Below are 19,788 nucleotides of genomic sequence, written 5' to 3' on the forward strand. Positions count from 1 at the left end.
AGGGGGTGAATTCCTTCCGGCCGTGCGTCGTTTTCAAGCCACCCGCAGCATCGGGGCCATGCGATCTGCGGTGGTATCGAATTGGCTGGTGCGGAACCTGCTGACCAGCTGGCGCAGTTCCTCTGCCGCTCTTGCCAGCTGGTGGGCCGCTGCGTTGCTTTCCTCGACCATTGCAGCGTTCTGCTGCGTAAGAGTGTCGAGGTTCGCAAAGGAACCGGTGACGCGCGCGAGCTCTGCCGATTGGCGTACCGCAGAATCGGCAATTTCCGAAACCGAGCCGCTGACCTGCGAGACGCGGCTGACGATATCGTCGAGCACCGTTCCGGTCCGGCCGACAAGGCTGACGCCTTGGGCGACCTGTTCGCTCGACGTCTGGATCAGATTGCGGATGCTGCTCGCCGCTTCGGCGGAGCGCTGCGCCAGCGCGCGGACTTCTGTCGCGACTACTGCGAAACCCTTGCCGGCATCGCCAGCGCGCGCTGCTTCGACACCGGCGTTGAGGGCGAGCAGGTTCGTCTGGAAGGCGATGCCATCGATCAGGGAGATGATCTGTCCGATTTCATTGGAGGACCGTTCGATCTCGTTCATCGCGGCAACCGCACTCGATACGACCGCGCCGCCCGTTTCGGCAAACTGCTGGGCTTCGCCAATGGCTTCCCGGGTGTTGCCTGCGTTTCTGGCGGTCTGATCGATCTCGGCTACGAGTTCGCGCGTGACCGAGGTGTTCTGTTCGAGGGCACTCGCCTGTTGCTCGGTCCGGCGCGCGAGGTCGTCCGACGCCCCGCGGATCTCGGAAGAGCCACGGGCAATGTGGTTGGTGGTGGACGATACGGCGCCGACCAGCCGGTCCAGATCGCTCGTCGCGGCGTTGAAGCTGTTCTTGAGCTTGATGTAGGCTGGCGGAAAATCGACTTCGATCTTGGTGCTGAGATCGCCGCCGGCCAGCTCTTCGAGCCGCTGCTCGACGGCTGCGATTACCAGTCTCTGTTCGTCGGCGATACGCTGCCGCTCGGCGGCGGCAGCCGCCTCCATGGCAAGCTTGTGCGCCTCGGCTTCTGCCTGGGCAATGATCAGGCGCTGCAATTGAACGCTCAGGAACACCAGCGCGGCAGTTTCGGCAACGACGACGACCGCGTGCAGGATTACCCGCAGAATGTCGCCGCCATTGTTGTAGACCAGTTCAGGCGCGACAAGATTGCCAAGCAGGTGGTGGACTGCCGTCAATGCCGCACCGGTGACGATGGGACGCCAGTCTGCGAGAACGACGATGATCGCAAGGCAGGCGAAGAAGACCATGTGCAGGTCGACCATCCAGGCCGATTCGGCCCACTGGTAGAGCAGGATCATCGGGAAAGTCATTATGCCCGCGGCGACAGCACAGCGCTGTGTGGCATCGCCGTCCGGGCTTCTGGCGACGAAAGTGGTGAGGCCTGCCGCGACGGCCGCGACAATCGGGGGGATTATGCCCGATCCAGCCCAGATCGCTCCAACGCATATGATCAGGGCGCCGATCATCGATGTGAAGGCGAGTGCCCGCAGACCGTTTGCGCGAAGTGCCTGCAATTGTTCCATGGCCGTTCAACTTCCTGGTGTGGGACTGCACAGCCCCAGTGGGACCGCAATGGCGATCGTGCCGTGTCGCAATGCTGCGTAGAACGCTCCGTCGGGAGCATGATCGATGATCAACCCGCCAAGCGGTGTCGTGCCGACGATCCGGCCTCCCCGCTCCATCGCCCATTTAACGTAGGACGCCGACCCGGATGGCAGGAGTGAAAGCACGGCAAGCGCCGAACCCTGCCTTGGTGCAAGTGCGGTGGCGAGGAGAAGGACGCCTGCAAATCCCAGCAGCGCAAGGCTGCCGGACTGGCTGGTTTCTCGCGGATGCGGATCTGTCCTCATAAGCTTGCGATAACGAAAGATTATTTCTGGTTGCCTAGGACGTGCTCCGGGAAAATGCGTGGGTCGGACGCAGGATTTATGAACGGATTGATGGAACGGAGGGCTTCGCGCGCCTGGGCCATGCCCTCGCGGTAATCGGATCTCTGCCCGGTTGATGTGGCGGCGGCTGGAGCTTACGAGGCTGATCGCCTTGGGGCGCTCTGGCGTGTTCAGGGCCGGTCGTCGGGATATCGAAGCACAGTGAACTATCGCCATTCCTTTCATGCCGGCAACAGCGCCGACGTGGTGAAGCACAGCCTGCTGATTGCCCTGGTCCGTGCCCTGCAGCAAAAGCCGGGCGCGTTGACGCTGATCGATACCCATGCCGGTTGCGGGTTGTACGACCTTCGTGGGGATCATGCGCAGCGCACCGGGGAGGCCGCGCAGGGCGTGGAGCGTGTCTTTGCCGGCGCGAACCCTCTGCTAGACGACTACCGCGCCGCGGTGCGGGCGGTGAATGCCGGGCCTGAGCCGCTGCTCTATCCCGGCTCGCCTCGGATTCTTGCACAGCTTCTCCGTCCGCAAGACCTGTTGATCATCAACGAAAAGCATCCCGAGGACGCCTATGCCCTGCGCGGTGCAATGCGCGGCACGCATGCTGCCGTGCATGAGCGCGATGCCTACGAGTTCTGGCTGGCAATGTTGCCGACCCGGACCCCGCGAGGGCTAGTGGTGGTCGACCCGCCCTACGAGCAGACCGACGAACGCGCACGGATCACCAAGACCCTCGCTGCCGCGCACCGCAAGTGGGCCCATGGCGTGACGGTAATCTGGTATCCGCTGAAGGACCGGTCTGCGCACGTGCACTGGAAGGAAAAGCTGCGCAGGCTGGAGATCACGAAGCTGCTGAACGTGGAGCACTGGCTTTACGATGCCGACCAGCCCGGCATCTATAACGGCGCAGGGCTGTTCATCGTGAACCCGCCCTATGTCTTTACGCAAGGCCTGGCGCCGATGCTGGAAGCCCTTCGCGCCGCGCTGGCGCCGGAGGGGCATCGGGGCACGCTGGGCGCGGAGTGGTTGAGTTGACGACTACGGATAGCTCACCGTCGTCGCCACCTTGGGCAGGGGTATGAATTCTTCCTCGTCGCCCGGCACCTTGGGGAAGCGGCCGTCCTGCCAGTCGGCCTTGGCCTGGTTGATGCGCTCGCGGCTGGAGCTGACGAAGTTCCACCAGACGTGGCGTTTGGTGGCAAAGGCTTCGCCGCCCATCAGCATGACGCGGCCGCCGGTTTCGGACTGCAGTCTTAGCACGGCGCCGGGTGCGAGGACGACGAGGTCGTAGAGGGCCAGCGGCAAGCCGTCGACCTGCGCTTCGCCGCCAACGAGCATGACGGCGCGTTCGTCGGCCTCGGCGTCGATCGGCAGGGCGCCGCCCGGCGCCAGCAGGATTTCGGCGTAGATCGTGGCGGCGTGCTGGGTGGTCGGCGCGGTCTGGCCCCAGAGCGTGCCCATGATCACGCGGGCGCTGACGCAGACGTCCTCGACGAGCGGCAGGGCGGTGACCTGTTCGAAGGCGGGTGCGATCTCTTCCTTGCCATCGGGCAGGGCGAGCCAGGTCTGCATGCCATAAAGGTGGGGGCCGCCGGGGCGCTCTGTCTCGGGCGAACGCTCGGAATGAACGATGCCGGTGCCGGCGGTCATCAGGTTGACTTGCCCCGGGCGGATCGTGGCGAAGGAGCCGAGGCTGTCACGATGGTCGATTGCGCCTTCAAACAGCCAGGTGACGGTGGCGAGGTTGATGTGCGGGTGGGGGCGCACGTCCATCGCGGTGCCGGCAGGCAGGTGGGCGGGGCCGAACTGGTCGACGAAGATGAACGGACCCACCATGGTCCGTTGGCGCGAAGGAATGGCGCGGCGGACTTCGAACGCGCCGAGATCATGGGCGACGGGGGTGATGGTCTGGATGATCAAATCAGTCATGCGTCCGCCTCGAGGTCAAGCAGTTCGAGCAGATTCACCGGGAACACCGGTTCATGCCAGTTTGCCAGTTCTTCGCGGGTAAACCAGCGAAATTCCTTGATTAGTTCGCGCTCAATGGCGGTGTGGCCCGAGGTGTCCGGGGTGAAGCCTTGCGTGCGGACGCGGAAGAAGCGTTCGTCCGAAGTGATCGGTTCGCCTTCGAGTGTGAGGTAATCGTCGGCGCGGGCGGCGACTTCGGGGCCGCAGTGGTCAACGACGAGGCCGGTTTCCTCGTAAAGCTCGCGCACCGCCGCAATGGCGAAGTCCTCGCCCGGATCGCATTCGCCCCCGACGCCACACCAGAACGGGCGGCGGTCTGCCGGGGCGAAGCGGATGAGGAGCAGGCGGTCTTGCTCGTCGAGCAGGAGGATGCGGGCAGCGCGGCGGATGCGGCGCGGAGTTTCACTCACCGGGAGCCTTGGCCTTGATGGCGAGAGCATGGACGCGCTGGCCGGGCAAGTCGCCCAGTGCCTTGTTGACCATGCGCTGGCGGCTGAGGCGCGACTGGCCGGTAAAGGCGGCGCTTTCGATCTCTACCGTGAAGTGCGATTCGCCGGTGCCATCATCGCCCATGTGGCCCGAGTGGCTGGCACTGTCGTTGATGACAGCGAGATGGGTGGGGGAGAGGGCTTCGGTCAGAAGCCGTTCGATTTCCTGTGCGATTGGTCCGGTCATGGCTTTTCTTCTAGCGTCTTCATCGCCATGTGGACAGCACATGCGAAATGACAAGTTCCACGGTCGAGTCCAGGGTACGGGGCGTATCTGCAATGCCCCCGGCTGCGACGAGCCGGGCGAATTCCGCGCGCCGGGCGTGCGCTCAGCCGGGTTCGACGGGCCGGGCGATTATCGCTGGTTCTGCCTCGAACACGTGCGGCAGTTCAATTCGGGATATGATTTCTTTGCCGGAATGACGCCGGAGGAAATCCTGAAGGCACAATCGCCGCTGGCCGGTTGGGAGCGCGAGACCCGGGCGTTCCGGCCCGACGCCGGGATCGACCAGGCGCCGCGATGGGCGGACTTTGCCGATCCGCTCGAGGCGATCGCCCAGCGCGCCAAGGCGCGGCGGGCCGATCACCAGAAGGCCGCCGACGCGGCGCGGCGCGGGATCAGTCCTGACGAGCGCAAGGCCTACGACGCGCTGCATCTGGCCTATGACGCCGATCGGCGGCAGTTGCGGCAGAGCTATTCCGAGCTGGTGCGCAAGTATCACCCGGACCGCAACGGCGGCGACCGCACCTTCGAAGGGCGGCTGCAGGAAGTGGTCGAGGCCTACAACCTGCTCAAAGGCAGTGCGCTGTTCGCCTGATTTCCGGGCGCTGAATGACATTTCTCGCGCCAGTCTGGTGACGTCTCGCACAGACTTTTCATAGGAAATTTCCTATGCACTCCATGCCAACAGCGCATGGAGGCACGGACATGGCTTACGTCATCAAGAACGGAATCCTCAACGACAACTCCAATCCCGTAAGACAGATCAGATCGCGCAACACCGGCGGCGCCTTTCCGGCACCGCCCGGAATCGTCGTAATTCACTTTACCGCAGGCGGATCTGCCGCCTCGTCGGCCAACTGGTTCGCTTCGCGGGAAAACACCAATTCATCGGCACACGTGGTCGTCGACCGGGATGGCTCGATCATCCAATGCGTCAACTTCAACGAGGTGGCGTGGCATGCGGGCAAGTCGAGCTGGCGCGGTCTCGCCGGGCTGAACAAGCATTCCATCGGCATAGAGATCGCCAACTGGGGGGCGCTGCGGGGCGGCGCCAATGGCTGGTACAACGCGGCCGGGCAGAAGGTCGACAATGTGGTGATGGCGGTCCACCGCAACGGCAATCCCGATGGATCGCGCACGCCGATCGGCTGGGAGGCCTATCCGGCAGCGCAGTTCGAGGCCGTGGTCGCCCTCGTGCGGGCGCTGCGCGAAGTCTATCCGATTGCGGAGATCGTCGGGCATGACGATATCGCCCCGGTGCGCAAGTCCGATCCCGGCCCGGCGTTCGACATGGTCCGCTTCCGCCAGCGGGCATTGGGCGGGCGCGACCAGAACGGCGCGAACGTGGGCGTGGTCCGCTCGCCCGGCGGGCTCAACCTGCGCAGCGGTCCGGGCACGAACTTCGCCGTGGTCCAGTTGCTGGCTGACGGCAGCAAGGTCATGCCGATGGGCGTGAACGGATCGTGGATCGAGGTCACCACTCTCGATGCGGCGGGCAAGCCCAGCAAGACCGGTTGGGTGCACAGCCACTATCTTGATCTGGACTGAGGCCAGAAAGGAAGCGGGCGCCTGAAACGAAACGGGGCTCCCGAAGGAGCCCCGCAGCGTTTTCAGCAGTGGTACCTGCGATCAGGCGGTTACCGGCGCCGCATCGCGGACCGACTGGTCAACGTGTTCGGCGAACTGCTGGAAGTTGTCGACGAACTTGCGCACGAGTTCCTGCGCGGTCTTGTCGTATTCCTCGGCATCGGCCCATGCCCCGCGCGGATCGAGCAGCTTCGTGTCGACGCCCGGAACCTCGACCGGCACTTCGAAGCCGAAGTTCGGGTCCTTCTTGAAGGTGGCGTTGTTCAGGCTGCCATCGAGCGCGGCGTTGAGCAGGGCGCGGGTGGCCTTGATCGGCATGCGCTTGATGCCTTCCTGCGTGGCCTTGCCGCCCGACCAGCCGGTGTTGACCAGCCAGCACTTCACGCCGCCCTTGGCAATGCGTTCCTTGAGCAGGTTGCCATAGACCGACGGGTGGCGCGGCATGAACGGCGCGCCGAAGCAGGTGCTGAAGGTGGCTTCCGGCTCGGTCACGCCGATCTCGGTGCCGGCGACGCGGGCGGTGTAGCCCGAGAGGAAGTGATACATCGCCTGATCGGGCGTGAGGCGCGCGATCGGAGGCAGGACGCCATAGGCATCGGCGGTGAGGAAGATCAGGTTGGCCGGAACCGGGCCGAGGTTCTTCTCCGAGCAGTTCGGGATGAAGTCGATCGGGTAGGAACCGCGGCTGTTTTCGGCGAGGCGATTGTCGTCGAGGTCGATCGTGCGGGTGACGGGATCGATCACGACGTTTTCGAGCACGGTGCCGAAGCGCTTGGTGGTGGCGAAGATTTCCGGTTCGGCTTCGGCCGAGAGGCGGATCATCTTGGCGTAGCAGCCGCCTTCGAAGTTGAACACGGCGGTGTCGGACCAGCCATGCTCGTCATCGCCGATGAGCGTGCGCGAAGCATCGGCCGACAGCGTGGTCTTGCCGGTGCCGGACAGGCCGAAGAACACGGCAGTCTTGCCATCAGGACCGACGTTGGCCGAGCAGTGCATCGGCATGACGCCCTTGGTCGGCAGCAGGTAATTGAGGATGCCGAACACCGACTTCTTCATTTCACCCGCATAGGGGGTGCCGCCGATCAGGATCAGCTTCTCGGTGAAGTTGACCGCGATCACGGTTTCGCTGCGGCTGCCATGGCGTTCCGGATCAGCACGGAAGCTCGGCAGGTCGATGATGGTGTATTCCGGCACGAACGAGGCCAGCTCGTCAGTGGTCGGGCGGACCAGCAGGGTGCGGATGAAAAGGTTGTGCCAGGCGAATTCGTTGATGACGCGGACGTTGACGCGGTGTTCGGGCTGCGAGCCGCCGAACAGATCGGCCACGTAGAGGCGGTCCTTTTCACCCAGGGCCTTGATGAAATCGGCCTTGAGCGCGGCGAAGTGCTCCGGCGTCATGGGCACGTTGGTCTTGCCCCACCACACGGTGTTCTCGGTCTCGGCGTCGCGGACGATGAACTTGTCCTTGGCGGATCGGCCGGTGTGCTTGCCGGTCTCGACCACGAGCGGACCATCGACGCAGAGCAGGCCTTCACCGTTGCGGACGGCGTGTTCGACCAGAGGCGCGGTGCCGAGGTTGGCGAACAGCTCTGCCGGTTCGGGATAGCCCTGGCTGGCGAGGGACACGTTCAGGCTGGTATCGGACACTTGGGGCCTCCCGTTGGTGGCGCTTTGGACAGAGATTTGCCCGCTTGCGCACGGATTGCGAATACGAATGCGCTGATTCTCGACCTGCGCATAGTCACCTGCGTTTGCTGCGTCAAATGACACGCGGCAACGAAGTTTTTTTGCGCATCAGGTTGCGTTCCATGCAACTGGGAATGCTGCAGTGCAGCGGCATTTGCGCTTGAAGTTGCAAGCTTTGCGTCGGCCCGGTATCGCTCGAAACCATGGCCACGCCGCAACCGCCTCGCGCCGAAAGTGCAGACCTGCCGCGCACGATCGCGCTTGTGGACGACGACCGCAATATCCTGACGACTGTTTCGATCGCACTGCAGACCGAGGGCTTCGCCACGCGGCTCTACAATGATGGCGACGCGGCCCTGAAGGCGCTGCTCGACAATCCGCCGGATCTGGCTGTGTGCGACATCAAGATGCCACGCATGGACGGGCTGGAGTTGCTGCGCCGGCTTCGCGAGAAGAGCGATCTGCCTGTCATCTTCTTGACGAGCAAGGACGACGAGGCCGACGAAGCGCTCGGCCTGTCGATGGGGGCCGACGATTATATCGCCAAACCGTTCAGCCAGCGATTGCTCGTAGCGCGGATAAAGGCGATTTTGCGGCGCAGCGAAATCGTGCGGCGCGAGGCGGCCGAACAGGAGGCGGACAGCGAACCCTTGCCCGAGCCGATCCGTCGCGGGCGACTGGTCATGGATCCGGCGCGCCATGCGGTGACCTGGGAGGGTGAGCCCGTTTCGCTTACGGTGACCGAGTTCCTGATCCTTGAAGCGCTGGCAATCAGGCCGGGCGTGGTGAAGACGCGCAACCAGCTGATGGATGCGGCCTATCACGATGACGTGTTCGTCGACGACCGCACGATCGACAGCCATATCAAGCGCCTGAGGCGCAAGTTCCGCGCGGTGGACGGCGAGTTCGGGGCGATCGAGACGCTCTACGGCGCCGGTTACAGTTTTGCCGAAGACTGACGGCAATGTTCAGCCGGGTTTGCGTCGGCGGCGCCTGCGGACGCTGTGGCGCATCCGCGGCGTCTCGCTGACCACCCGTATCCTGTTCGTCAACGTCATTGCCCTGGCGCTGCTTGCGGGCGGGTTCTTCTATCTCGACAGCTATCGGACCCAGCTGATCGAGGAGCGGTTCAAGCTGGCCCGGGCCGAGGCGGAGATCGCCGCCGATGCTCTGGACGGGGCGAAGATGGCGCAGCGCAAGGAATTGCTGGCGCGGATCGGCACGGATCAGGTGTTGCGCTTGCGGCTCTATGATCCTGAAAGCCAGTTGCTGGCCGACAGCTTCGCTCTGGCGCCCCCATCCTTCGCGCTGATCAATCCCGAGACCGAGCCCTGGTACCAGAAGGCGGCGCGACTACTGGACCGGGGCGTGGACTTCATCGTCAACGCGCCGACAGTGGAGCGTTACAGCGATACCTCCGAGCGGCCGGCCGGGAGCTGGCCCGAGATCCAGGCGGCGCGGCAGTCGGGGCGGACGGAAGTGTACCTGCGCTATGCCCCCGACCGCACCCCCGTGATCACGGCGGCGACCCCGGTGGGTGACAAGGGCGAGGTGCTGCTGACCTTGCGCAATGCGCTCGACGTGACGCAATCGGTGCGTGATGCCCGCCAGACGCTGGTGATCATCATCGGCATCGCGCTGCTGCTGTCGGTCCAGCTCTCGCTGTTTCTGGCGCGGACGATCGTGCAGCCGCTGCGGGCGCTGGTGCGGGCGGCGGTGCGCGTGCGGCTGGGGCGCGAGCGCGAGGTGGTGGTGCCGCGCCTGCCCGATCGTGGCGACGAGATCGGCCTGCTGGCGCGCGCGGTTTCGGACATGACCACGGCCTTGCGCCAGCGGATCGACGCCGTGGAAAGCTTTGCCGCCGACGTTGCACACGAGCTCAAGAACCCGCTCGCCTCGCTTTCCAGCGCGCTCGAGACGATGGAGCGGGTTGAGGAACCGGCACTGCGCCGCCAGCTTTCGGACATTGCCGCGCATGATGTGCAGCGGATCGACCGCCTGATTACCGAGATCGCGGACGCGAGCCGGATCGATGCGGAGCTGAGCCGCGCGACCTTTGTCGCGGTGGACCTCGCCTTGCTGGCCTCTCAGGTGGTGGGCGCGCGCGATGTGCGGGCCAGCGCCACCGTACCGATCAGGATGGTGCAGCTGGACGGCGAGACGACCGTGCCGGGCGACGCCGCGCGGCTGGAGCGCGTGCTGGAGAACCTGCTCGACAACGCGGTCTCGTTCTCGCCGACGGGTGGCTGCGTCGACGTCAAGGTCTGGGGCGACGGGGACTGGGCGCATATTGCGGTAAGCGATCAGGGCCCGGGCGTGCCCGTGGCGGAACGGGACAAGGTGTTCGAGCGGTTCCATTCGGTGCGGCCGGCCGAAGAGGCGTTCGGCGCGCACAGCGGCCTTGGCCTTGCCATCGCACGGACGATTGCCGAGGCCCATGACGGCACGCTGACGATCCATGATCGGCCCGATGGCAAGGCCGGGGCCTACTTCCTGCTGAGCATTCCCCTCGCGGTCGAGGAGGAAGCGGAGTGAGCCGGGCAATGCAACTGACCTGCGTGGCGATTGGCGGGAGGGGCCTGCTGATCGCTGGAGCGCCGGGGACGGGCAAGTCGAGTCTCGCACTGGCGCTGATCGATCGCGGGGCAGTGCTGGTCGGCGACGATGGGGTGATGGTGGAAGCTAAGGAGGGGCACCTGATCGTTGCCGCACATCCCAATACGGTCGGCAAGCTGGAAGTGCGCAACCTTGGTATTCTTGATTTTCCCGTCTCGGCGCCGGTCCCCGCTGCATTGCTCGTGCAACTGGACAGCACCGCACCGCGGTTCATCGAGCAGGCGCAAGCGTATGAAATGGAAGGGATAAGAATTCCTTGCGTGGCACTCTGGCCGGAGTCGCCGGTGCTGCCGCTGCGCGCGGAGCTGGCGCTTGCCCGCTATGGGTTGACGTTTTCCTGATTGGGGACAGGTCCATTTTGCGGACTTTCCAAGCGTGCGGCAAAGGCGCAAAGCGGGCTTCCGATGGCGCAAGACTCAAGCTCTCCAGGCTCCGGCCCTCAGCGCATTCTCCTCGTCACCGGCTTGCTCGGCGCGGGGAAGACGACCGCGCTGCGCACGCTGGAGGATCTGGGCTGGGAGGCGATCGACAACTTCCCGATCCGCCTGCTCGATCGCCTGCTCGAAACCGAACCGGGATCGGCGCGGATGGAATCGGGCGCGCCCATGGCGATCGGCTTCGATACCCGCACGCGGGGGTTCGATCCGGCCAGGACGATCCAACTGGTCAAGAAGCTCTCGCAGCGGAAGGACATCGAAGTCACCACCCTGTTCCTCGATTGTGGCGGGGCTGAACTCGAGCGGCGCTACAACGAAACCCGCCGCCGCCACCCGATGAGCGAGGACAAGCCGGCCTCGACCGGGATCATGGCCGAGCGCGAACTGCTCGAGCCGCTGCGACGCTGGGCCGATGTGGTGATCTCGACCACCAGCTTCACCTCGAACGACCTGCAGCAGGCGATTCGCGACCAGTTCGGCGATGTGACCGCCTCTGCACCGACGCTGACGATCAGCAGCTTCGGCTTTTCGCGGGGCACGCCGCCGCTCGCTGATCTGGTGTTCGACATGCGGTTTCTTGCCAACCCGCACTGGGTGGACGAACTGCGGCCGCAGACCGGGCAGGACCCGGCGGTGGGGGACTTTATCCGGCAGGACCCTGCTTTTGCCGAGACTTTCCAACGGATTCGCGATCTGCTGCTGCTGCTGCTTCCGCGCTATCGCCAACAGGGCAAGGCATATGTCCACGTGGCATTTGGCTGTACCGGCGGCAAGCATCGCTCGGTGTTCATGGCCGAGCAGATCGCTTCAGCCTTGCGCGCGGAAGGATTTTCACCCACATTGCTGCATCGCAACCTCGCGTCGCGCGCGGCCGATCTGCTTGAAGGTCGGAAAGCTTGAGACAGCGGGGGATAACAAGGATGGGCGGGGCAGCACTGGAAGCCATGCGTTTTGATTCCCAGTCGTCTTGCGCGCCCTGCAATCCTGCCAAGCTCGCGTTCATCGCCAGCAGTGCAGATTGCCCGGCCGCACTTCGGAGCCTGCCCCTTTCATGATCGGTCTTATTCTGGTTACCCACGGCGCTCTCGCCGACGAGTTCATCCATGCGATGGAGCATGTCGTCGGCCGGCAAAGCGACGTGATCGGCGTGTGCATCGGTCCCAACGATGACATGGAGAAGCGCCGCAAGGAGATCGCCGACGCGATTCGGCGCGTCGATAGCGGCGAAGGCGTGATCATCCTGACCGACCTGTTCGGTGGAACGCCCTCGAATCTTGCGATCTCGCTGATGCAGGCGGGGCGCGTCGAAGTGATTGCCGGGATCAACCTGCCCATGCTGATCCGCCTCGCAAAGGCGCGCAATTGCATGGGTGTAAAGGAAGCGACAGCCGCCGCGCGCGATGCGGGGCGGAATTACATAACGATCGCTTCGGAATTCTTAGGGCAGGATGCATGAGATGGCTGAACAGGGTTACGTCACCCGGGAGACAGTAACGATCGTCAACCAGCGCGGCCTCCATGCACGTGCCAGCGCCAAGTTCGTCAACGCGGTGGCCAAGCTGCCTGCCGGGTTCGAGGTGACCGTGGCCAAGGACGGCACCGATGCCGCCGGGGCTTCCATCCTGGGGTTGATGATGCTGGGCGCGGCGAAGGGCGATACGGTGGATGTGAGCGTAGCTGGCCCTGAAGGCGAGGCAGACGCGATCCTGATGAAGCTGACCGGCCTGATCAAGGACGGCTTCGGCGAAGACTAACGGTTGCTGCGACCCGCTCAGTCGCGCATGGGGATGCCATGACGCGCAAGATCATCACCGGCTATTCCAACCCGACGGTAAAGTTCGTCCGCTCCCTGCGCGAGAAGAAGCACCGGCGGCGCGAGCGCAAGTTCCTGGCCGAGGGGCTGCGCCTGCTGACCGATGCGCGTGAGGGGGGGCGACTGCCGGAAATCCTGCTCATGGCGCAAGGGCGCGAAGGGCACCCTCTGCTTGACGAGCTTGAGGCGAATGTCGCCCGCGCCGGCGGCGATGTGATCGAGCTGCCGCTGGACATCCTGGCCAAGGTGACCGGCAAGGAAAATCCGCAGGCAGTTGCGGGGGTGTTTGCCGAGTGGGACACTTCGATCGATCTGATCGATCGCAATGCCGCGCCGATCTGGCTGGTTGCGCACGCCATGCGAGATCCCGGCAATCTTGGCACGATGCTGCGCACGGCGGACGCGGTGGGGGCAGGCGGGCTGATCCTGATCGACGATTGCGTGGATCCGTTCTCGGTCGAAGCCGTGCGGGCGAGCATGGGCGCGATCTTTACCGAGCGGCTGGCGCAGGCCCGGTGGGACGAGTTCATCGCCTGGTTGCGGCAGGGCAAGGGGCAACTCGTGGCGGCATCCTTGCGCGAGGCGGTGCCCTATCGTGGTGCGGCCTATGCCAGCCCATGCTTCGTGATGGTCGGCAACGAATCGCGTGGGCTGCCTGAAGATTACGAGATGGCCTGCGACTTGCGCGTGACCATGCCGATGAAGGGGCGCGCGGACAGCCTGAACGCGGCAGTGGCAGGGGCTGTGCTGGCCTACGAAGTACTTGCCAGCCTGCCTGAATAACCACGTACCAACCGGTTAATCGCACGCTCAGTCGCGCGGGAGCATGGGTAGCCTCATGCGCTCTACTCTCGCCTTTCTCGCGGTTTCGGCCTCGCTCCTGGCGGGTTGCGCCACTGCGCCTTCGGGTAGTGCGGGGCTGGCCGGTACGGCTTGGACGATCCTGAGCGTGGATGGGGCCGCGCCGGTTGCGCCCGAGAAGGCCACCTTGAAGTTCGAGGACGGGCGGCTGAGCGCAAGCGTCGGCTGCAACGGCATCGGCGGCGACTATCGCGTCGATGGGCAGAGGTTGGTCGCTGGCCCGCTCATGGCGACGCGGATGTTCTGCGAGGGTCCGGTGTGGCAACAGGAGGAGGCGGTCAACGCATTGCTATCTGCCGCACCCGAGATCGAGCGCCGCGGACGGACGATGCGGTTGGTGTCCGGCGGACATGCGCTCGACCTCGAGCTGACGACCGGCTGATCAATCCCCGGCGATGAAGGCGGTGATCTGCCACTGACCCTGCTTGGGTTCGGCAATCAGGCGATAGTCGAGCAGGCTGCGCAGCTTGGCCGTTTCGATGTAGCCTTTGGTTCCGTCATGCGTGGTAACGCGGATCGCTCTGGCTTCACTGTCGAAGTCCATCGGATCTATGCCGACAATGCTCCAGCCTGCTGGCGCCAAGGGTTTGCCGCCCGGTTTATCCCGCATGGGCGTGTCGTCGCCGAGCACCAGCATCGCGCTGTAGCTGTCGATGTCTTCTGGCACGTTCCAGAAGACCCATGGCATCGCGGCCAGCCCGCCCTGCACGGCGCAGCCCAGCGGCAACATCGCTTCGAGTTCAAGCCACAGCTTCGTATCGGGATCGTTGAGACGCTTGACCAGTTCGGCAGGCCCGTTGCCGCCCCCATAGTCCAGCGCGATATCGGGTGCCGCGAGCTTGGACATCGCTTGCGCGTCCCGTTTCAGGATCGCGGCCACCAAGGCCTTGTGAAACGCGGGCCAGCCTGGCTGCTTCAGGCATTCGTCCCGCGGCGCGTAGCGGGCTTCCTGCACCGTAGCAGGCGCTGGGGTGGCAGACTGGCTTGCTTCAGGTTCGGGCTCCACCACTGGCTCGGAGGCCGGCGGGGGCGCTGGCGGGGCCTGATAGGGTTCACTAGCGCTTGGCGACGCTTGAGGCTCGCTCCCGCTCCCGCACCCGGCCAGAGCCGCCAGTGCGGCAGTGGCGAAAAGGAGCCGGGCGAGCCTCTGTGTCATTCCGCAGCGACGTCTCCATCGTCGTTGGCAATCGCTGCGAGCGGCGCCGGTTCTGCCTCGGCATAGCGCGGGGCGGCTTCGACAAGAGGCACTTCCTCAAGCTCGCGCTTGCCGATCTCGATGTGCTTGTCCTTCAGGCGGCGACCAGCCGACAGCACGTTGCGTTCGAAGCTGCCGACGAACTTGTTGTAGTTGCTCACTGCACTGTCCAGCCCGTTGCCGACGCGCTTGAGGTGTTCGGCGGCGACGGCAAGGCGATCGTAAAGCTCGCCGCCCATCTTACCGATCTCGCGCGCTTCGCGGGCCAGGCCGTCCTGCCGCCAGACTTGGGCCACGGTGCGGGCAATGGCGACGAGGTTGGTCGGGCTGGCCAGCAGAACGCGCCGTTCGAAGGCGAAATCCCATAGCGAGGGGTCACGCTCCAGCGCGGCGGCAATGAAGTGTTCGCCGGGGACGAACATCAGCACGTAGTCCGGCGCCTCTTCGAACTGCGACTGATAGGACTTGGCGCCCAGTGTCTGGATGTGGTTGCGCATCGACTGGACGTGGGCGTTCAACGCGATCTTCCGCGTATCGTCGTCCTCCGCCTCGAAGGCATCCTGATAGGCATTGAGCGAAACCTTGGCGTCGATCACCAGCAGCTTGTTTCCGGGAACGCGGACGATGGCATCCGGGCGCAGGCGGCCTTCGTCGGTATCGACCGAATGTTCCGTGATGAAATCGGTGTGTTCGGACAGGCCGCATTGTTCCAGCACGTTGCGCAACTGCAGTTCGCCCCAGCGCCCGCGAGTTTTCGGGCCATTGCGCAGCGAGTTGCCGAGTTGGGCGGCTGCGGCACGCACTGCTTCCTGCCCATCGCGCATCGACTGGATCAGACCGGTCAGCTGGCCAAACGAGTCCACGCGCTGCTTTTCGAGGCTCTGCACCTGTTCCTCATAACTGCGCAGCCGCTGGTCTACAGGGGCGAGCAGGGACTTGAGGCGTTCGGCGCTGGTCTTCTCGCTTTCCTCGAAACGGGCATGAGCACGGTTGAGAAAGGCTTCCTGCGCCTTTTCCAGCACCTTGTTGCCAGCATTCTCGAACTCCTTGCGCAGGGCCTCCTGCGCCTCGATCAGCAGGCGTTTCTGTTCGGCGAAGTTCTCGGCATCGGCCTTCATGCGCTCAAGCTCGGCGCGCAAGGCTTCGCGCTCGGCCCGGACCTGAGCAAGTTCGGCGCGGACCTGATCTGCATCGGCAGCGCGCTGGCGGGCGGCGGCGAGAGCAGGGGCCAGTTCATCGCGCTGGCGGCGAACATCCTGCAGTTCGGAAAGGCCGGCTTCCAGTGCCTTGGCGCGCTCCACCGTGGCAGCTAGGTCGACCGTCATTGCCTTGACCGTGCCTTCGTGGGCCTTGGCCTCGGCATCGCGGCTGTCATGGCGGGCGCGCCACTCGGCAGCAGGGCGGGAGCCGAAAAACCAGCCGATACCAAGCCCGATCACAAGCGCTACGATGACGAAAAGGGCAGATTCCACGAAATTCTCCAGAAGGAACGAAATGGGAACCTACCGTGACGGGCAAATTGGCGCAACCGATTCAGCCGGCGTGTTCCACAGGCAGGACAGGGCGCGGAACGGAAAGGAGCGCGACCCGCTAAGCCCTTGCGAACGAAGGAGAGCGCTCATGTCGATCGAGAAGATGATTTCGGAACACCCGCAGGTGGGTGACAACTACAACGCCTCGCTGGGGATGGCAGTGAAGCATGCGATGTATTGCTCCGCGATCTGCAATTCGTGCGCAGATGCCTGTCTCGCCGAGGCGATGGACATGGATCAGTGCATCCGCACCTGCCTGGATTGCTCTGATGTCTGCGCCGCGACGAGCCGCATTGCCACGCGCCGCACGGGATCCAACCGCGAGTTGATCCGGGCGCAGCTTGCCGTGTGCATCAAGGCCTGCGAGATTTGCGAGGCGGAGTGCGCGAAGCATGACCACGCCCATTGCCGCCGCTGCGCGCAGATGTGCCGTGAATGCGCCGACGATTGCCGCCGGGCACTCGAAGATCTGGATCGTGAGGTGCATGAGGCCGCGTAACGCGGCCTCATCAGGTCACGCCGCCTTGCGCAGCTTTTCCAGCTTTTTCAACGCCATGTTGCGCTTGAGGCGCGAAAGGTGGTCTATGAACAGCACGCCTTCGAGATGATCCATCTCGTGCTGGAGGCAGGTAGCCATCAGGCCGTCCATTTCCTCCTCGTGCGTGTTTCCATCCAGGTCCTGCCAGCGCGCGCGGATGCGGGCGGGGCGCTCGACCTCGGCGTAGATCTCGGGCACGGAGAGGCAGCCTTCCTGATAGAGGCTGTGCTCTTCAGATGGGTCGAGGATCTCGGGGTTGATGAAGACCCGCGGTTCCTTCTTGGTCGGCTGGTGGTGATGATGGTGGCCATCGTGGTCGCAGGCGACGGGTTCGGCATCGGGATCATCGGGTTGAAGGTCGATGACCAGCACGCGCAGTGGCACGCCCACCTGGATCGCGGCGAGGCCGATGCCGGGGGCATCGTACATCGTCTCGAACATGTCTTCGACCAGCGTCTTGAGCTCGTCGTCGAACGTTTCGACGGGGACGGAGACCTGCTTGAGGCGCGGGTCAGGGACTTCGATGATTTCGCGGATGGCCATGGGGGGCAGATAAGGAATGTGGGCGGGAGTCGCAAGAACAGCGTTTCGATCAGTGTGATCGGCTGTCAGCCGACCGGCCTTCTTGCCCGCAGTGCCTGTGCCAGCGTGCCTTCGTCGAGATAATCCAGCTCGCCACCGACCGGCAGGCCGTGCGCCAGTTGCGTGACGCGGACCGGGGCGTCCTCGAGCCGTTCGGCGATGTAGTGGGCGGTGGTCTGGCCTTCGAGCGTGGCGTTCATGGCGAGGACGACTTCGTCGATGCCGCCGTGGCCCACGCGGTCGAGCAGCTGGCCGATGGTCAGGTCTTCGGGGCGCACGCCTTCCAAGGCCGATAGCCTGCCGCCGAGCACGTGGTACTTGCCGGTGAACAGGCGGGCGCGGTCCAGCGCCCAGAGGTCGGCGACTTCCTCGACCACGCAAATGGAGCGCTGGTCACGGCGGGGATCGGTGCAGATGCCGCAGGGGTTGGCGGTATCGACATTGCCGCAGACCTCGCATTCGACCAGCAGTTCCTGCACCTGGGTCAGCGCGTTGAGCAACTGGGGCAGCGCGGTTTCGCGCCGTTTGATCAGCCACAGCACGGCGCGGCGGGCCGAGCGGGGGCCGAGCCCGGGGAGGCGCGCCAATGCGCCGGAAAGTGCCTCGATCTCTTGCGATGCCATGGCAGCACAGATAGGGCCGGAGCCGACAAACGGAAGGCCTTGCAGACAGCTTATGCGCATCATCTTCATGGGCACGCCCGATTTCGCGGTGCCGACGCTGGAAGCGCTGGTCGCTGCTGGGCACGAGGTGGTTGCCGTCTACAGCCAGCCGCCGCGTCCGGCGGGGCGGGGCAAGAAGCTCCAGCCGTCGCCGGTGCATCTGGCGGCGGAGGCGCATGGGATCGAGGTGCGCACGCCGGCTTCATTGAAAGGGGCCGAAGAGCAGACGGCGCTTGCCGCGCTGGGGGCCGATGTCGCGGTCGTGGCGGCCTATGGCCTGATCCTGCCGCAGGCGGTGCTTGACGCGCCGCGCCTGGGCTGCCTCAACGTCCACGGCTCGATCCTGCCGCGCTGGCGGGGGGCGGCGCCTGTGCAGCGGGCGATCCTTGCAGGTGACGATATGACCGGCGTGACCATCATGCAGATGGAGCGCGGGCTGGATACCGGGCCGATGCTGGCCGAGGTTAAGACGCAGGTCGATGGCAAGACGGCGGGCGAACTGACTGCGGAGCTGGCCGCGAAGGGCGCCGCGCTGATGGTGCAGGTGCTCACTGATCTGGCTGCCTATCCGGCCGTGGTGCAGCCCGAGGCGGGTGTGACTTACGCCCACAAGATCGACAAGGCGGAGAGCCGGCTGGATTTCACGCGCGATGCGGTGGCGGTGGAACGGCAGGTACGGGCGTTTGCGCCGGTGCCCGGAGCGTTCTTCGAGCTTGAGGGCGAGCGGTATCGCATACTGGCGGCTGAAGTCGCTGATGCGCAGGGTGAGGCTGGCGTGACGCTTGATGACAGGCTCACCATCGCCTGCGGTTCGGGCGCGATCCGGCCTGTGTTGATCCAGAGGGCAGGGCGTCCGGCCATGGATGCGGCATCGCTTCTGCGCGGGCGGGCGATTGCGGCGGGGACCCGGCTCGGCTGATGCGGTTTGCGCTGACTCTCGAATGGAACGGCGGGCCCTATATGGGCTTCCAGCGCCAGTCGCACGGGCCGAGCGTGCAGCAGGCGGTGGAAGAGGCGGTCGAATCCGTCACGGGCGAGGCCGTGGTGCTCAACGCCGCAGGGCGGACAGATACCGGGGTTCATGCGCTGGGGATGCGAGCGCATTTCGATCTTTCGCGCGCGTTCGATCCGTTTCGCATGATGGAAGCACTCAATGCGCGGCTGCGCCTGGCGGAGCATCCGATCGCGGTGCTCGATTGCAGCCACGTGGCCTACGACTGGCATGCGCGCTTCTCTTGCATCGGCAGGTCGTACGAATATCGCATCATCAATCGCCGCGCGCCGCTGACACTGGAACTGGGGCGGGCCTGGCGTATCGCCAAGCCGCTTGACGCTGCGGCGATGCACGCCGCGGCGCAGGCGCTGGTGGGCCACCACGATTTCACCACGTTCCGTTCGGTGCACTGCCAGTCGGCCAGCCCGTTGAAGACGCTCGACCGGCTGGACGTGCGGCGCGAGGGCGACCGGGTGATCATCGAGGCAGCGGCGCGCAGTTTCCTGCACCATCAGGTGCGCTCGATGGTGGGGTGCCTTGCGCTGGTGGGGCAGGGGCAGTGGCCGGTCGGCCAGGTGGCCGAAGCGCTGGCAGCAAAAGACCGTAGCAAATTAGGACTTAACGCGCCTGCCGAAGGTCTATACTTCGTCTCCGCAACATATCCCGGAGAGTGA

At 64.9% G+C, this 19,788-nt stretch carries 24 protein-coding genes; 14 read left to right on the forward strand and 10 right to left on the reverse strand.

Annotation, left to right across the window (positions count from 1 at the left end):
- Positions 1–33 precede the first annotated feature (33 nt).
- Complete coding sequence (locus tag NJ75_RS03590) at positions 34–1,572, reverse strand: methyl-accepting chemotaxis protein (protein WP_039331562.1); 1,539 nt, start codon at positions 1,570–1,572, stop codon at positions 34–36.
- 6 nt (positions 1,573–1,578) lie between these two features.
- Positions 1,579–1,899 (reverse strand): hypothetical protein, encoded by a 321-nt coding sequence (locus tag NJ75_RS24260; RefSeq protein WP_156135696.1) that lies wholly within the window; start codon positions 1,897–1,899, stop codon positions 1,579–1,581.
- Between the two features lie 240 nt (positions 1,900–2,139).
- Between NJ75_RS24260 and NJ75_RS03595 the strand changes: the two genes are divergently transcribed.
- A complete protein-coding gene (locus NJ75_RS03595; RefSeq protein ID WP_039331564.1) occupies positions 2,140–2,967 on the forward strand; it encodes a 23S rRNA (adenine(2030)-N(6))-methyltransferase RlmJ in 828 nt (275 codons plus the stop codon).
- Positions 2,968–2,970: 3 nt separating this feature from the next.
- Here the strand turns inward: NJ75_RS03595 and NJ75_RS03600 are convergent, their stop codons facing one another.
- The 3 genes from NJ75_RS03600 to NJ75_RS03610 are packed head-to-tail and all read right to left on the reverse strand — an operon-like array spanning position 2,971 to position 4,575.
- The gene (locus NJ75_RS03600; RefSeq protein ID WP_039331566.1) at positions 2,971–3,861 is read right to left on the reverse strand and encodes a pirin family protein; all 891 of its coding nucleotides are present in this window, start codon (positions 3,859–3,861) and stop codon (positions 2,971–2,973) included.
- Entirely contained in the window at positions 3,858–4,310 is a 453-nt protein-coding gene (locus NJ75_RS03605) for an NUDIX hydrolase (RefSeq protein WP_039331567.1), read from the reverse strand. Before NJ75_RS03605 ends, NJ75_RS03600 begins: the two co-directional genes overlap by 4 nt.
- Positions 4,303–4,575: a BolA family protein gene (locus NJ75_RS03610; protein ID WP_156135697.1), complete on the reverse strand. Its 273-nt coding sequence runs from the start codon at positions 4,573–4,575 to the stop codon at positions 4,303–4,305. Before NJ75_RS03610 ends, NJ75_RS03605 begins: the two co-directional genes overlap by 8 nt.
- 40 nt (positions 4,576–4,615) lie before the next feature.
- On the opposite strand from NJ75_RS03610, the gene NJ75_RS03615 reads away from it, so the two are divergent.
- Positions 4,616–5,206, forward strand: a complete 591-nt coding sequence (locus tag NJ75_RS03615) for a J domain-containing protein (protein ID WP_052241940.1) — start codon at positions 4,616–4,618, stop codon at positions 5,204–5,206.
- Between the two features lie 110 nt (positions 5,207–5,316).
- A complete protein-coding gene (locus NJ75_RS03620) occupies positions 5,317–6,159 on the forward strand; it encodes an N-acetylmuramoyl-L-alanine amidase (RefSeq protein ID WP_039331572.1) in 843 nt (280 codons plus the stop codon).
- Positions 6,160–6,240: 81 nt separating this feature from the next.
- Here NJ75_RS03620 and NJ75_RS03625 read toward each other — a convergent pair whose 3' ends face one another.
- Positions 6,241–7,845: a phosphoenolpyruvate carboxykinase gene (locus tag NJ75_RS03625; protein ID WP_039331574.1), complete on the reverse strand. Its 1,605-nt coding sequence runs from the start codon at positions 7,843–7,845 to the stop codon at positions 6,241–6,243.
- A 242-nt stretch (positions 7,846–8,087) separates the two neighbouring features.
- On the opposite strand from NJ75_RS03625, the gene NJ75_RS03630 reads away from it, so the two are divergent.
- From NJ75_RS03630 to NJ75_RS23200, 8 genes are all read left to right on the forward strand, one after another.
- Positions 8,088–8,843, forward strand: a complete 756-nt coding sequence (locus NJ75_RS03630) for a response regulator transcription factor (protein ID WP_052241942.1) — start codon at positions 8,088–8,090, stop codon at positions 8,841–8,843.
- Entirely contained in the window at positions 8,830–10,419 is a 1,590-nt protein-coding gene (locus NJ75_RS03635; protein ID WP_052241943.1) for a stimulus-sensing domain-containing protein, read from the forward strand. The genes NJ75_RS03630 and NJ75_RS03635 overlap by 14 nt, the downstream gene beginning before the upstream one ends.
- 8 nt (positions 10,420–10,427) lie before the next feature.
- Complete coding sequence (locus NJ75_RS03640; protein WP_039331898.1) at positions 10,428–10,841, forward strand: HPr kinase/phosphorylase; 414 nt, start codon at positions 10,428–10,430, stop codon at positions 10,839–10,841.
- Positions 10,842–10,904: 63 nt separating this feature from the next.
- On the forward strand, positions 10,905–11,837 hold the full coding sequence (rapZ, locus tag NJ75_RS03645) for an RNase adapter RapZ (protein ID WP_039331578.1): 933 nt from the start codon (positions 10,905–10,907) through the stop codon (positions 11,835–11,837).
- Between the two features lie 151 nt (positions 11,838–11,988).
- Positions 11,989–12,393: a PTS sugar transporter subunit IIA gene (locus NJ75_RS03650; RefSeq protein WP_039331580.1), complete on the forward strand. Its 405-nt coding sequence runs from the start codon at positions 11,989–11,991 to the stop codon at positions 12,391–12,393.
- Between the two features lies 1 nt (position 12,394).
- Positions 12,395–12,691 (forward strand): HPr family phosphocarrier protein, encoded by a 297-nt coding sequence (locus NJ75_RS03655; protein ID WP_039331581.1) that lies wholly within the window; start codon positions 12,395–12,397, stop codon positions 12,689–12,691.
- Positions 12,692–12,729: 38 nt separating this feature from the next.
- On the forward strand, positions 12,730–13,533 hold the full coding sequence (locus tag NJ75_RS03660) for a TrmH family RNA methyltransferase (protein ID WP_039331582.1): 804 nt from the start codon (positions 12,730–12,732) through the stop codon (positions 13,531–13,533).
- Positions 13,534–13,588: 55 nt separating this feature from the next.
- Positions 13,589–13,993: an META domain-containing protein gene (locus NJ75_RS23200; RefSeq protein ID WP_052241945.1), complete on the forward strand. Its 405-nt coding sequence runs from the start codon at positions 13,589–13,591 to the stop codon at positions 13,991–13,993.
- On the opposite strand, the gene NJ75_RS03670 is transcribed toward NJ75_RS23200, so the two are convergent.
- Both NJ75_RS03670 and NJ75_RS03675 read right to left on the reverse strand, forming a co-directional pair.
- Entirely contained in the window at positions 13,994–14,767 is a 774-nt protein-coding gene (locus NJ75_RS03670; RefSeq protein WP_156135698.1) for a hypothetical protein, read from the reverse strand. It lies immediately after the preceding gene.
- A complete protein-coding gene (locus tag NJ75_RS03675; RefSeq protein WP_174544563.1) occupies positions 14,764–16,278 on the reverse strand; it encodes a DNA recombination protein RmuC in 1,515 nt (504 codons plus the stop codon). The genes NJ75_RS03670 and NJ75_RS03675 overlap by 4 nt, the downstream gene beginning before the upstream one ends.
- A gap of 148 nt (positions 16,279–16,426) precedes the next feature.
- Between NJ75_RS03675 and NJ75_RS03680 the strand changes: the two genes are divergently transcribed.
- Entirely contained in the window at positions 16,427–16,837 is a 411-nt protein-coding gene (locus NJ75_RS03680; RefSeq protein WP_039331588.1) for a four-helix bundle copper-binding protein, read from the forward strand.
- A gap of 15 nt (positions 16,838–16,852) precedes the next feature.
- On the opposite strand, the gene def is transcribed toward NJ75_RS03680, so the two are convergent.
- Together def and recR are read right to left on the reverse strand one after the other, a co-directional pair.
- Positions 16,853–17,419 carry a peptide deformylase gene (gene def, locus NJ75_RS03685; protein WP_039331590.1) on the reverse strand — a complete coding sequence of 189 codons (567 nt, stop codon included), beginning with the start codon at positions 17,417–17,419 and terminating at the stop codon, positions 16,853–16,855.
- Between the two features lie 65 nt (positions 17,420–17,484).
- Positions 17,485–18,081 (reverse strand): recombination mediator RecR, encoded by a 597-nt coding sequence (gene recR, locus NJ75_RS03690; protein ID WP_039331592.1) that lies wholly within the window; start codon positions 18,079–18,081, stop codon positions 17,485–17,487.
- Between the two features lie 52 nt (positions 18,082–18,133).
- On the opposite strand from recR, the gene fmt reads away from it, so the two are divergent.
- Both fmt and truA read left to right on the forward strand, forming a co-directional pair.
- A complete protein-coding gene (fmt, locus tag NJ75_RS03695; RefSeq protein WP_039331593.1) occupies positions 18,134–19,039 on the forward strand; it encodes a methionyl-tRNA formyltransferase in 906 nt (301 codons plus the stop codon).
- A complete protein-coding gene (gene truA, locus NJ75_RS03700; RefSeq protein WP_039331595.1) occupies positions 19,036–19,788 on the forward strand; it encodes a tRNA pseudouridine(38-40) synthase TruA in 753 nt (250 codons plus the stop codon). Before fmt ends, truA begins: the two co-directional genes overlap by 4 nt.

Origin of the sequence: Novosphingobium subterraneum (assembly GCF_000807925.1) — a bacterium.
Lineage (GTDB): Bacteria > Pseudomonadota > Alphaproteobacteria > Sphingomonadales > Sphingomonadaceae > Novosphingobium > Novosphingobium subterraneum.

Excerpts from the sequence above, each read along its gene's own strand:
- NJ75_RS03590 (WP_039331562.1), bottom strand. The coding sequence starts at position 1,572 with ATGGAACAATTGCAGGCACTTCGCGCAAACGGTCTGCGGGCACTCGCC.
- NJ75_RS24260 (WP_156135696.1), bottom strand. The coding sequence starts at position 1,899 with ATGAGGACAGATCCGCATCCGCGAGAAACCAGCCAGTCCGGCAGCCTT.
- NJ75_RS03600 (WP_039331566.1), bottom strand. The coding sequence starts at position 3,861 with ATGACTGATTTGATCATCCAGACCATCACCCCCGTCGCCCATGATCTC.
- NJ75_RS03610 (WP_156135697.1), bottom strand. The coding sequence starts at position 4,575 with ATGACCGGACCAATCGCACAGGAAATCGAACGGCTTCTGACCGAAGCC.
- NJ75_RS03615 (WP_052241940.1), top strand. The coding sequence starts at position 4,616 with ATGCGAAATGACAAGTTCCACGGTCGAGTCCAGGGTACGGGGCGTATC.
- NJ75_RS03620 (WP_039331572.1), top strand. The coding sequence starts at position 5,317 with ATGGCTTACGTCATCAAGAACGGAATCCTCAACGACAACTCCAATCCC.
- NJ75_RS03630 (WP_052241942.1), top strand. The coding sequence starts at position 8,088 with ATGGCCACGCCGCAACCGCCTCGCGCCGAAAGTGCAGACCTGCCGCGC.
- NJ75_RS03640 (WP_039331898.1), top strand. The coding sequence starts at position 10,428 with ATGCAACTGACCTGCGTGGCGATTGGCGGGAGGGGCCTGCTGATCGCT.
- rapZ (WP_039331578.1), top strand. The coding sequence starts at position 10,905 with ATGGCGCAAGACTCAAGCTCTCCAGGCTCCGGCCCTCAGCGCATTCTC.
- NJ75_RS03650 (WP_039331580.1), top strand. The coding sequence starts at position 11,989 with ATGATCGGTCTTATTCTGGTTACCCACGGCGCTCTCGCCGACGAGTTC.
- NJ75_RS03655 (WP_039331581.1), top strand. The coding sequence starts at position 12,395 with ATGGCTGAACAGGGTTACGTCACCCGGGAGACAGTAACGATCGTCAAC.
- NJ75_RS03660 (WP_039331582.1), top strand. The coding sequence starts at position 12,730 with ATGACGCGCAAGATCATCACCGGCTATTCCAACCCGACGGTAAAGTTC.
- NJ75_RS23200 (WP_052241945.1), top strand. The coding sequence starts at position 13,589 with ATGCGCTCTACTCTCGCCTTTCTCGCGGTTTCGGCCTCGCTCCTGGCG.
- NJ75_RS03670 (WP_156135698.1), bottom strand. The coding sequence starts at position 14,767 with ATGACACAGAGGCTCGCCCGGCTCCTTTTCGCCACTGCCGCACTGGCG.
- NJ75_RS03680 (WP_039331588.1), top strand. The coding sequence starts at position 16,427 with ATGTCGATCGAGAAGATGATTTCGGAACACCCGCAGGTGGGTGACAAC.
- def (WP_039331590.1), bottom strand. The coding sequence starts at position 17,419 with ATGGCCATCCGCGAAATCATCGAAGTCCCTGACCCGCGCCTCAAGCAG.
- recR (WP_039331592.1), bottom strand. The coding sequence starts at position 18,081 with ATGGCATCGCAAGAGATCGAGGCACTTTCCGGCGCATTGGCGCGCCTC.
- fmt (WP_039331593.1), top strand. The coding sequence starts at position 18,134 with ATGCGCATCATCTTCATGGGCACGCCCGATTTCGCGGTGCCGACGCTG.